This is a genomic window from Streptomyces sp. HM190, assembly GCF_009857135.1.
Taxonomy (GTDB): Bacteria; Actinomycetota; Actinomycetes; order Streptomycetales; family Streptomycetaceae; genus Streptomyces; species Streptomyces heilongjiangensis.
The window spans coordinates 516,707-528,060 of sequence record NZ_CP047318.1 but is presented as its reverse complement, the minus strand read 5'-3'; the positions used below and the strand labels follow the sequence as shown (position 1 = coordinate 528,060).

Annotated in this window: 13 protein-coding genes; 9 read left to right on the top strand and 4 right to left on the bottom strand. The window is 73.6% G+C overall.

The features are described from left to right. Positions 1-59 precede the first annotated feature (59 nt). From GSY65_RS02145 to GSY65_RS02130, 4 genes are read left to right on the top strand one after another with little or no spacing between them, the layout of a single operon-like run. On the top strand, positions 60-368 hold the full coding sequence (locus GSY65_RS02145; RefSeq protein WP_159765666.1) for a hypothetical protein: 309 nt from the start codon (positions 60-62) through the stop codon (positions 366-368). After that, entirely contained in the window at positions 365-1,555 is a 1,191-nt protein-coding gene (locus GSY65_RS02140) for a class II histone deacetylase (RefSeq protein ID WP_236579666.1), read from the top strand. The genes GSY65_RS02145 and GSY65_RS02140 overlap by 4 nt, the downstream gene beginning before the upstream one ends. Then, complete coding sequence (locus GSY65_RS02135) at positions 1,548-2,387, top strand: thioesterase II family protein (RefSeq protein ID WP_159765665.1); 840 nt, start codon at positions 1,548-1,550, stop codon at positions 2,385-2,387. The genes GSY65_RS02140 and GSY65_RS02135 overlap by 8 nt, the downstream gene beginning before the upstream one ends. Then, a complete protein-coding gene (locus tag GSY65_RS02130) occupies positions 2,384-3,952 on the top strand; it encodes an MFS transporter (RefSeq protein WP_159765664.1) in 1,569 nt (522 codons plus the stop codon). Before GSY65_RS02135 ends, GSY65_RS02130 begins: the two co-directional genes overlap by 4 nt. Before the next feature lie 21 nt (positions 3,953-3,973). Here GSY65_RS02130 and GSY65_RS02125 read toward each other — a convergent pair whose 3' ends face one another. Then, complete coding sequence (locus GSY65_RS02125) at positions 3,974-4,408, bottom strand: VOC family protein (RefSeq protein ID WP_159765663.1); 435 nt, start codon at positions 4,406-4,408, stop codon at positions 3,974-3,976. Positions 4,409-4,566: 158 nt separating this feature from the next. Here GSY65_RS02125 and GSY65_RS02120 point away from each other — a divergent pair, with 158 nt between their 5' ends. From GSY65_RS02120 to GSY65_RS02110, 3 genes are read left to right on the top strand one after another with little or no spacing between them, the layout of a single operon-like run. Continuing rightward, positions 4,567-5,310 (top strand): 4'-phosphopantetheinyl transferase family protein, encoded by a 744-nt coding sequence (locus GSY65_RS02120; protein WP_236579665.1) that lies wholly within the window; start codon positions 4,567-4,569, stop codon positions 5,308-5,310. Between the two features lie 43 nt (positions 5,311-5,353). Then, entirely contained in the window at positions 5,354-5,728 is a 375-nt protein-coding gene (locus GSY65_RS02115; protein WP_159765661.1) for a VOC family protein, read from the top strand. 45 nt (positions 5,729-5,773) lie between these two features. Then, on the top strand, positions 5,774-6,379 hold the full coding sequence (locus GSY65_RS02110) for a hypothetical protein (RefSeq protein WP_159765660.1): 606 nt from the start codon (positions 5,774-5,776) through the stop codon (positions 6,377-6,379). Between the two features lie 67 nt (positions 6,380-6,446). Here the strand turns inward: GSY65_RS02110 and GSY65_RS02105 are convergent, their stop codons facing one another. After that, the gene (locus GSY65_RS02105; protein ID WP_159765659.1) at positions 6,447-7,037 is read right to left on the bottom strand and encodes a TetR/AcrR family transcriptional regulator; all 591 of its coding nucleotides are present in this window, start codon (positions 7,035-7,037) and stop codon (positions 6,447-6,449) included. 189 nt (positions 7,038-7,226) lie between these two features. Between GSY65_RS02105 and GSY65_RS02100 the strand changes: the two genes are divergently transcribed. After that, on the top strand, positions 7,227-9,305 hold the full coding sequence (locus GSY65_RS02100; protein WP_159765658.1) for a SpoIIE family protein phosphatase: 2,079 nt from the start codon (positions 7,227-7,229) through the stop codon (positions 9,303-9,305). 146 nt (positions 9,306-9,451) lie between these two features. Beyond that, positions 9,452-10,021, top strand: coding sequence for an AMIN-like domain-containing (lipo)protein (locus GSY65_RS02095; RefSeq protein ID WP_159765657.1), 570 nt, complete (start codon positions 9,452-9,454; stop codon positions 10,019-10,021). A gap of 129 nt (positions 10,022-10,150) precedes the next feature. On the opposite strand, the gene GSY65_RS02090 is transcribed toward GSY65_RS02095, so the two are convergent. Next, entirely contained in the window at positions 10,151-10,945 is a 795-nt protein-coding gene (locus GSY65_RS02090) for a rod shape-determining protein (RefSeq protein WP_159765656.1), read from the bottom strand. Further along, positions 10,942-11,310: a TraR/DksA family transcriptional regulator gene (locus GSY65_RS02085; RefSeq protein ID WP_159765655.1), complete on the bottom strand. Its 369-nt coding sequence runs from the start codon at positions 11,308-11,310 to the stop codon at positions 10,942-10,944. Before GSY65_RS02085 ends, GSY65_RS02090 begins: the two co-directional genes overlap by 4 nt. Positions 11,311-11,354: the final 44 nt, after the last annotated feature.

The window sequence follows — 11,354 nt, the reverse complement described above, 5'->3', positions numbered from 1 at the left end:
GCGCGGTCCGGGGGGAACGGCACGTCGCACGCACTCACGACGAGCAAGGGGGAACCGACATGGCGGACATCGACAAGACGGCGTTCTTCTCGGCGGTGCTGAAGACCATCGCCTCGACCCGAAACCACAACACCGACCAGGACGAACACACCAGAGGCGTGGTCGAGCCCGCCGCGCGCATCCGCGCCGTCGAGGAGGAGGTCGCCGAACAGCCGCTCACCCCGGGGCGGACCGGTGAGGTCCTCGACCTGCTGGAGACGACGTTCCGGGCCAAGCGCACCCCGGACGAGGAGCGCGAGTACTACCTCCAGTACATCGAGAAGGTCTCCGGCGTCAGCCGGGCCTCGCTGGGTGTGTCCGCCGGGTGAACACGTCCGACCTGGCGTGGTACAGCCACGAGATGTGCTTCTGGCACGACCCCGGGCCCGGCTCGGGGTACGTGCCGGTGGGCCCCGGCGTCGAACCGCTGCGGCAGTTCGCGGTCGACCCCGATCTGCGCCGCGCCGAGGGGCTGGTGAAGGCGTCCGGAGTGCTGGACCGGTACACGTGCGTGACGCCGGCGCCCGCCACCGACGAGGACCTGCTGCTGGTGCACGTGCCGGAGCACATCGCCCGCGTGGAGGCGGTGTCGGCGTCCGGCGGTGGCGACGCCGGCGTGTACGCGCAGGTCAACTACCACAGCGCGCAGGCCGCCAGGCTCGCTGCGGGCGCCGCGGTACAGGCCGCCGAGCAGGTCCTGGACGGGCGGTTCCGGCGGGCGTACTGCCTGGTCCGCCCGCCGGGCCACCACGCGGAACCCGACCGGGCGATGGCCCTGTGCCTCTACAACAACGTCGCCGTCGCCGCGCGGGCCGCACAACGCCGTGGGGCGCGCCGGGTGATGGTCCTGGACTGGGACGTGCACCACGGCAACGGCATCCAACGGGTGTTCTACGACGACCCGGACGTGCTGTACGTGTCGGTCCACCAGGACGGGCTGTTCCCGGCGGCGTCCGGCCACGTGATGGAGACGGGGACGGGCGCGGGCGCCGGCGGCACGCTCAACGTCCCGCTGCCGCCGGGGTCGGGGCACGGCGCCTACCTCGCCGTCGTCGAGCGGGTGGTGGAGCCCGCGGCCCGCGCGTTCCGGCCCGAGCTGATCCTGGTCGCGGCGGGCGTCGACGCGGGCGGCCACGACCCGATGGGCCGCATGATGTGCACCAGCCGGACGTTCCACGCCATGACGTCGGCGATGTGCCGTCTCGCCGACGAACTGACCGGGGGCCGTGTCGTCTTCGTGCACGAGGGCGGCTACTCCGCTTGGTACCAGCCGATGCTGGTGCTCGCCACGGCGAGCGCGATCGCCGCACTGCCCGCCCCCCAGGACCCGTTCCTGCACTCCCTGGACCATCTGCCGGGCCAGCGCCTCCAGGGCCACCAGAGCCGCGTGATCGAGCATCTGCGGACCCATCACCCACTGCTGACCGGCCGACCGGCCGACACCCGCGCCCCCCTCCCCACCCCCACCGGAGCCGAGGCCGACATCGGCGCGGGACGGGCGGTGGCCGATGCGTGACTGGTGGATCACCGTGGGCCCCGGGCACCCGCCCCGGTTCCGCGTGGTGGCCTTCCCGCACGCCGGCGGGTGGCCCTCCGCGTTCCGCCCGTGGGCGCGGTTCCTGCCCCCGGACGTGGAACTCGTCGTCGCCCAACTGCCCGGCCGGGGCGCCCGTGTCGGCGAGCGGCCCCTCACCCGCGTCGAACCCCTGGTCGAAGCGCTCGCCGCGGCGCTGGCGGAGCTGCCCGAGCTGCCGTACGCCGTCGTCGGGCACAGTTTCGGCAGCGTCCTCGCGTACGAACTGACCCGGATCATGGAGCACAAGGGCTTCGCGCCGGAGCTGCTGGCGGTCTCGGCGCGCCAGCCTCCGTGCTTCCCCGCCGAGCCGCCCTTCGCCCATCTCAGGAGCGACGCCGAACTGGTGGAGCACCTGCTGGACATCGGCGGCGTGACGCACCGGCTGCTGGACCGGGACGACCTGGTCCGGCTGTCGCTGCGGGCGATCCGCGCCGACCTGGAGGCGATGGAGCACCACGAGCGGCCGCTGTCGGGCACCGGCGTGCCCATCCTCGCGCTCGGCGCGGTCGACGATCCCGTCGTCGTCGCCGAGCGGCTGCACCTGTGGTCCCTGGAGACCACCGCCGGCTTCCGGCGGCTGATGTTCCCCGGCGGCCATTTCTACCTCTACGAGCCCGCGCCCGCTGCGGCCGTCGTCCACCGTCTGGTGGCCGGCCGACCCGGCGCACCGCACGCGGGCACCCCGTACGGGGGCCGGGTCCTCCGTACGTCCGGCCGCCCGGTATCCGTTCCGGGCGGCGGTTCGAAGCACCTGTCGAAGGAGACGAGTTGAGCACCATCGCCGATACCTCCCACCGGGCCGGGCCACGGGAGTGGCTGGGCCTGGCCGTGCTGGCGCTTCCCACGCTGCTGCTGTCGATCGATGTGAGCGTGCTGCACCTGGCGGTCCCGCACATCAGCGAGGCGCTGAACCCCTCGGCCGCACAGATGCTGTGGATCATCGACATCTACGGCTTCCTGATCGCCGGCTTCCTGGTGACCATGGGCTCGCTGGGCGACCGCGTCGGCCGCCGGAAGCTGCTGCTGACGGGCGCCGCCGCCTTCGGCGTGGCCTCCGTGGCGGCCGCCTACGCGGACGGCCCGGCCGCGCTGATCGCGGCGCGCGCGGCGCTCGGCGTCGCCGGTGCCACGCTGATGCCGTCCACGCTCGCGCTGATCACCAACATGTTCCGGGACGGCAGGCAGCGCGGCGTGGCCATCGCCGTGTGGGTCACCATGTTCTCCGTCGGCATCGCGCTCGGCCCGGTGGTCGGCGGGGCCATGCTGGAGTACTTCTGGTGGGGTTCGGTGTTCCTGCTCGGGGTGCCGATCATGGCGCTGCTGCTGGTGGCCGGTCCCGTGCTGCTGCCGGAGTACCGCGACGAGCAGGCCGGCCGGGTCGACCTGGTGAGCGTGGCGCTGTCGCTGGCGGCGATCCTGCCGGTGATCTACGGGCTGAAGGAGATCGCCAACGACGGGATGTCGGCCCCGCCGCTGCTGGCCCTCGTCGCGGGCCTGGTCATGGGCGTGGTGTTCGTGCGCCGGCAGCGCGGCCTGGACAGCCCCTTGCTGGACTTCCGCCTGTTCGGCAACCCGGCGTTCCGTACATCCCTGGTGACGCTGCTGCTGAGCATGCTGGTCGCGGGCGGCACCTATCTGTTCGTGACGCAGTACCTTCAGCTCGTCGGCGGCCTGTCACCGATGACGGCCGGCCTGTACCTGCTGCCTGCGGCGTTCGCGCTGATCGTGACGTCCGTGGTGTCCCCGATCGCCGCGAGCAAGGTGCGGCCCGCCTACGTCGTCGCCGTCGGACTCGCCGTGTCGGCGCTGGGACACGTCATGCTGGCCCTCGCCGACAGCACCTCCGGCATCGCGCAGGTGGTGACCGGGTTCGCCTTCGTGTACGCCGGTGGTGGCCCGCTCATCGCGCTGGGCACCGACATCGTGGTCGGCTCGGCGCCGCCCGAGCAGGCCGGTTCCGCGGCGGCGATCTCCGAGACCAGCACCGAACTGGGCATGGCCCTCGGCGTGGCGATCCTCGGCAGTGTCGGCACGGCCGTGTACCGCGGCGAGGTGGACGTGCCCGCGCGGGTCCCGGACGGCGCCGGTGACACCCTCGCCGAGGCGCTTCGTGCCGCGAAGGACCTGCCCGCGGACGTGGCCGCGGCGTTCGTCGGCTCGGGCCGGGCGGCGTTCACCGAGGGCATGAACGTCATCGGTGTCGTCGGCGCGCTGCTCGCGCTCGGCACGGCCGTGCTCGTGGCGGTCGTCATCAAGGCCCCGCCCACGGGCGCCGGGGAGCAGACCCCGGAACCCGCCGAGAGCCCGGTCACGCCCGCGGAGCAGCCCGCGTCCTGACCGGGGAGCGGGCCGCGGCCCTCACGCGCCGGGACGCTCCGTGTAGGCGGCGGCGTGCTCGGCGGTGGGGGCGATCGGGGTGATGACGTCGACGAGGACGCCGTCGGGCGCGGCCACGATGAAGTGCCGCTGCCCGAAGTCCTCACTGCGCAGGGGGAGTTCCGGCTTCAGCCCGGACTCCTCCACGAGCCGGGCGTACTCGGCGTCGACGTCGGGCACCTCGAAGTTGAGCAGGACGCCCTGAGCGGGGCGGCGGTAGGCGTCCGGGATCGTCTCGTGGGCCGCGTCGACCAGGGCGAGCTCGTAGTACGGGGGCTCGGGGCGGCGGAGGCTGACGTACCAGTCGTTCTCGAAGGTCTTCTCGAATCCGAGCAGGTCCGTGTAGAAGTCCGCGGACTCCCGCAGCCTCGGGGTGCAGATCACCGGATAGAAGCTGGTCACGGTGGAGGGCGTCATGGTGTCACCGTTCTGAGGTGGGCACGGGGCGTTCGAACGCGGGTCGCGTTCGCCGTGCCAACGAGGAAACACCTCCACCGTCACGTCGCGGGCAGCGGAACGGGGGACGCATGGCGGCCGCAGTGCCGAGACATACGGAGTCGCCGCAGGTGTGGGCCGTGCGGAGACCGCCGCCGTGGGACGAGGCACTGAGCCTGTCGCTCCTGGACGCGGACGAACGGCGCAGGGCCCGCTCCTTCCGGCGCCCGGCGGACCGTTCCCACTACGTCGCCACGCACGTCGCGCTGCGGCTGCTGCTCGCCGAGCACCTCGGCTGCCACCCCGTGGACGTCCTCCTCGGGCGGGCGCCGTGCGCGCGGTGCGGCGGCCCGCACGGGCGGCCCGTGCTGCTGGGGAACGGGGCCGGTCCGCACTTCTCGCTCTCCCACTGCCCGGGTCTGTCGCTCGTGGCGATCGGGGCCGTGCCGCTGGGCGTGGACGCCGAGCGGACACCCGGCCGCCGGACCGTCGAGTCGTGCCTGGAGCGCCTGCACCCCCAGGAGCGGCGCGAGGCCACCGCGGTCCCGGAGCGGGTCAGACCCCTGTGGTTCTGCCGCCTCTGGGCGCGCAAGGAGGCCTATCTGAAGGGTCTCGGCACCGGCCTCGCCCGCGCGCTGGACCGGGACTACCTGGGCGACGGCGAGCCGCCCGGCTCGCCCCGGCGTCCACCCGGCTGGACCGTCCGCAACCTGCCGTGCGGCCCCGCGCACACCACCCACGCCGCGGCCCTGGCCGTGCCCGAGGGTACGCCCGTACCCGCCGCCCCGTACGAGCTGAACTGGGTTTCCCGCACGGACATCGGCATGGCGGACCGGCTCCGGGCGGATGACCGCCGTGTTGACATACCGATGGTACGTCACTAGGTTCACTCGCATACCTTCGGTACGTGACTGGAGAGGGCGCTCCATGCTGACCAGCCTCTGTCCGGTGATCCGCACCATCCGCATCAAGGAGTCCCGCGCGTTCTACAGCGACCTGTTCGGCTTCGAGGTCACCGAAGAGACGGACTGGTACGTCGGTCTCGGCCGGCCCGGACCGGCCCCCCGCGAGCTCCTCCTCGTCGACCCCACGCACCCGGCCCTCCCGGCGGCCCTGCGGCGGCCGATGAACCTGGTCCGGTTCACGGTCGAGGTGGAGGGCGGGCACAAGGAGCTGGCACGGGTCGCCGCCTGCGCGGCCCCGGCCGGAGCGAGACGGTCCGGCACCGACGGACCGGAAGGTGACGACGTGCTCGTCACCGATCCCAATGGAGTGAAGATCCGCGTGATCGCACCGGAATGACCCCCGGTGCGGGCGCGGGATCGCTGGACGAGGGGGAGAGCGGTCATGCCCGGAAGAATCGACGCCGAGGTCGCGGTCGCGGTGATGCGCGCCGCGGGACTCGAACCACTGGAGCCCTACCCGGGGGCCAACGTGGCCTGGAACAGCCGCTGCGCGAAGAACGCCCACCACGTCGCACCCACGTTCACGTCGGTGCGCATCGGCGCCAGCGCGGGATGCCGCCACTGCGGACGCATCGCCGCCGGGGAACGGCGACGGGCGGCCGGCCGGGCGCAGGCCGAGGCCGACATGCGCGCCGCGGGCTTCGAACCGCTGGAGCCGTACCCCGGGGCCAGGGTCCGATGGCTGTGCCGGCACGTCGTCTGCGGCCGCGTCGTGCAGCCGAGGCTGTTCGGGATACGCGCCGGGAAGGGCGGCTGCCGCGCCTGCGCCGGTCGGGCCCCGGTGGACCGCGCGGCGGCCGAGGCGGAGATGCGGGCGGTCGGCATGGAACCGCTGGAGCCGTTCCCCGGCCGGGTGCGCGACCCCTGGAGGTGCCGCTGCACGACCTGCGGACACATCGGCACGCCCGCGCTCAACAACATCCGCCGCGGTCAGGGCGGCTGCTATGCCTGCGCGCACCGCGCGGGCCGTTCCCTCGGCGCGGCCTGACCGGCTCACCCGCCGACACCGCGGAGGTGCCCCGCCGCGTGCGCACGCGGCGGGGCACCGGCCCGTGTCAGGCCACCCGCAGGGCCCGCAACATCGCCACCAGCGCGTTCTGCGTGTCGTCGAGGTCGCCGGGATCCTTCGAGGCGGCCAGCCACAGCGCCGCCTCGTTCATCGCGCCCGACAGCAGATGGGTGAGCGGCTCGACCGGCTGCGCGGCGATCGTCCCCTCCTCGATCAGATCCCCGAGCACCTGCGCCAGGTGCCGCCCCGACGTCGTCTCGTTCATGGCCCGCCACTCGCTCCAGCCCAGCACGGCCGGCCCGTCGACGAGCATGATGCGCTGGAGCGCCGGGTCCGTGGAGACGGTGAGGAACGCCTGGCATCCCGAGACCAGCTGCTCCCAGGTGTCCTCCCGGGCGTCCGCCGTCTCGGCGATCCGCTCGGCCACCTCCTCCTGCACCTGCTCCAGCACCGCCCGGAACAACTCGGCCTTGCTGGAGAAGTGGTGGTACAGCGCACCCTTGGTGACGCCCGCCGCCCGCACGATCTCCGACAGCCCCACGGCCCCGTACCCCAGCGTCGCGAACAGCCGGCGGCCCTCGCGCACCAGTGCCTGCCGGGTCCGCTCCCGCTGCTCCGCCCGAGTTCCTCGCGTCATCTGCTCCCCCCGTCCTTCACGTACTGAAGGTACGTGAACTTTCCGCGCATGGCGATCCACCCTCCCGGACCGATCCCCCTCGGGGTGGACGGTGAGGGCGTGCGGCGGCGCGGGGGCGGAGGTATGACTGACAGGGGGCCCGGCAGCAGGGGACCGGTTCCCGTGCTGCCGCCGGAAGGAGTGTCCGGTATGCCCGAGCGAGAGACCCGGGCCGGAAGCGGCCGGCAGGACGGCGTCACGGCCGCCCCCGGCGGGCTGCTCGACGTGCTGCGGGTCGCCGCGCTCGTCCTCGGCAGCGACGGCCGGATCGCGCTGTGGAGCCCCGAAGCCGAGTCACTGTTCGGCTTCTCCGCAGCGGAGGCGCTGGGGCAGGACGCCGGCGCGCTGCTCGTCGCCCCGGAGAACCGGGCGCGGGCGCGGGACCTGTTCCGCGGCGTCCGCACCGGAGCACGCTGGGCGGGTGTCTTCCCGGTGCGGCACAAGGACGGCTCCACCCGCCGCGTCGAGTTCCGCACCATGCAGCTGCGCGACGCCGACGGCGACGTCCTCGCCCTCGGCCTGGGCACCGACGCGGAGACCGTCCGCAACGTCGAACGCGACCTGGCGCTCTCCCACATCCTGGTCAGCCAGTCGCCGGTGGGGATCGCCGTCTTCGACACGGAGCTCAGATGGCTGCGCGTCAACCCGTCGCTGGAACGCCTCAACGGAGTACCCGAGGAAGCCGTGCTCGGCCGCCGCGTCGGCGAGGTGCTGCCCGCCCTCGACGTCGACGCCATCGAGGCACGGATGCGCCACGTCCTGCGGACGGGGGAGCCGCTGCTGGACCAGCAGACGGTCGGTCACACGGAGGCCGACACCGAGGAACACGCCTTCTCGGAGTCCTACCACCGCATCGAGGACCCGAACGGGCGGGTACTGGGCCTGGCGGTCTCCGTCCTGGACGTCTCCGAACGGCAGCGGGCGGCGGCCCAGGTCGCCCGCGCGCGGGAACGGCTCGCGGTGATCGCCGACGCCGGTGTCCGCATCGGCACCACGCTCGACCTGCGCCGGACGGCACGCGAGCTGGCGGACGTGGCCGTTCCCCAGCTCGCCGACCTCGCGGCCGTCGACGCCCTCGCCGCCGTCGTCAACCCCGGCGGCCCGGCCGCGCCCCGCGCGGACGGGTCCCTCGACTTCTGGGCCCTCGCCCTCAAGGCGAGCCACCCCACCGACGCCGTCGAGGCCGCCGACCCGGTCGGGCGACCCGCTCTGTACAGCCCGTCCCGGATGGTCACCCAGTGCGTCCGCGAGGCACGCCCCATCCTGCGGGCACACGTCGACGACACGGTGATCCGGCGCATCGCCCGCGACGACGCCGCGGCGGAGACCCTGCGCCGGGCCGGGGTCCACTCCTATCTGGCCGTCCCCCTCACGGCCCGCGGCGAGGTCCTGGGCACCCTCAGCCTGTGCCGCACGGTCAACCCCTGCCCGTTCGACGACCAGGACGTCACCCTCGCCGTCGAACTCGCGGCACGCGCCGCCATCTCCATCGACAACGCGCGGCTGTACGGACGGGAACGGGACATCGCGCTCACCCTCCAGCGCAGCCTGCTGTCGCAGGCGCCTCCGCACCACGGCGGCATGGAGGTGGCCTCGCGCTACCGGCCCGCCGTCAGCGAGGTGGGCGGGGACTGGTTCGACGTGCTGCCCCTCAAGGACGGCAAGGTCGGACTCGTCGTCGGTGACGTGATGGGCAAGGGGGTGCACGCGGCGGCGATCATGGGCCAGCTCCGCACCGCCACCCGCGCCCTGGCCCGGCTCGACCTGCCTCCCGCCGAACTGCTGCACCACCTCGACGGTCTCACCGCCTCCCTCGGCGACTCCGACACCCTGGCCACCTGCCTCTACGTCGTCTGCGACCCGCGCAACGGCCGCTGCGCACTGTCCCGGGCGGGCCATCTCCCGCCGGTCCTGGTGGACCCGGACGGCAAGGCCGAACTCCTCGACGTCGCCGGCGGTGTCCCCCTCGGGGTGGGCGGCGTCCCCTTCACCGCAGGCGAGCACGAACTCGCCGAGGGAGCCCTGCTCGCCCTGTTCACGGACGGCCTGGTCGAGAGCCACACGATGTCCGTCGACGTGGGACTGCGCAACCTGCTGCGCGTCCTGGACGACACCCGGCTCCCCCTGGAGGACACCTGCGACCTGCTGCTCGCGGCCCTCAACCCCGAGGCGGACGACGACGTGGCCCTGCTCCTTGCCCGCCGTGCGGACGGCCGTCGGCAGGGCTGACGGTCACCGCCACCCGCCCCGCCCGCCCGGACCCTCCACCGCCCGGCGGGCGCAGTTCCCGCTTTCCGGTGAGCGGAGTGCAACCGTCCGGCCGATCCGAATGTCTCCCCTGATGTCGGACATTCACGCCCTTGGGGGGAACAGAGATGACCAGAAGCAGAACGGTCTGCGTGACCGCCGCCCTCGTGACCGCCGCACTGGGTGCGGCCGCGGTACCGAGCGTGGCCGCCCCGGCCGCCGCCCCGCGCGTGGCGGCCGCCTGCCCGACCGGTTGGGGCAGCCTCGCCAAGACGGACTGGTCCAGCACGGCGGGCGAGTACATCACCAACGCCAGGACCGGTCGCCACGACTGCTACGACCGGTTCGTCGTCGACGTCCCCGGCGCCTCCGCCGACCAGCTCGGCTACACCGTGCAGTACGTCGACCACCTGATCCAGGACCCGACCGGCCAGACCATCCCGGTCAGCGGCGGCGCCATCCTGGAGGTCGTCGTGCGGGCACCGGCCTACGACTCCGGCGCTCCCACGTACCCCGGCAAGGTCGGCAAGGCCCTGCCCGGTGTGAACCTCACCGGCTACCACACCTTCCGCGACGCGAAGTTCGGCGGCTCCTTCGAGGGCCAGACGCAGTTCGGACTCGGGGTGCGGGCCCGTCTGCCCTTCCGGGTGCTGCAGTTGGACGGGCACCTCGTGGTGGACGTGGCCCACACCTGGTGAGCCACCGCCGCCGACCGGCCGCCCGGCCCACCGCCTCCCGGCGGCCGTCGGCCGTTGGCCGCACTCCGCCCCGGCCCCGGCTCCCGGGACGGAACAGCTAGAAGGCTCATGGAGATCTCGGTGAGCCTTCTAGGCCGACGGGTGGGCGTGCGCGGACTGCAGGAAGGCGGCGGCGCCGCGGAGCGCGGCCGTGTGCGGTGCCGGTACCACCCGCATCGACGTGCGCAGGCTGCCGCCGAGCCGGAAGGTGAGGTCCGGGCGCAGCGCGCCACCGCCCGCCAGGAGCAGGCCCCGGCTCAGGGCGTCGGCGGTCAGGGACGTGCGGTCCTGCCGCAGCATCGACGTGACCATGGTGGTGATCGCCCCGATGATCTCCTCGGGCTCACCGGCGCGGGAGACGTCGGCGGTGCCCAGGGCCGTACGCCGGGCGTCGAAGACGAGGCCGTCGCAGAGCAGGACGACCTCGGTGAGGTGCGCACCGATGTCCACGACCAGCAGCGGGCGCTCCAGGTCGGCCCGGGCGGCGAGGGCGACCGCGCGGGCCGTGGGCACGGTCAGCACCGCGCGAGGCCGCAGCACCGCGACCGCGGCGCGGGCCCGCTCCCGGTAGACGGGGCCGCCCAGCACCGGTGTCGTGACCACCACCAGGGGGCGGGTGAGGCCGGGCAGGCGGTGACCGAGCAGCCGGTCGAGCATACGAGCCGTTCCGGGCACGTCCACGATCGTGCCGCGCTGGATCGGGTACACCTCGTCGGTGCCGGGACGGGTCACGGTGGGTACGTCGAGGATCATGCCGCGGCCGGCGATCCACGCGCGGGTGCGCAGGCTGCCCAGGTCGAGGGCGAGGCCGCAGCACCGCCGGCACCGCGGCCAGGGCCGGTGCCCCGCCGGGAACACGGCGCGGGGACGGCGGATGACGGTCATCGCCCGGCCTCCCGCACCTGCTGGCACCGCCCGCAGTAGCGGGCCTGCGGGACGACCGTCAGCCGTTCGCGGTCGACGGGGCGCCGGCACAGGTGGCACATGCCGTAGCGGCCCTCGGCGATACGGCGCAGTGCCGCCTCGACGTCGGCGAGGACCATGCGCGCGGAGGCGGCGAGCTTCACATGGACTTCGTCCTGCGCCGGACAGCGGCGTCGGCGCAGGTCCTCGGAGCGGGACGCCGCGGCGATCTGCCGCAGTTGTTCCCGGCGGAACACGAGTTGCTCGCGCAGGTTCTCCTGCAGCGCGGCGAGGTCCTCGGGCGACAGATGCGTGGCCTGGACGCCGATGGTCTGGTGGTTCACCACTTCACCCCTTGTGAGCAGGGCGGGAGACAGGAACGGGCGGGACG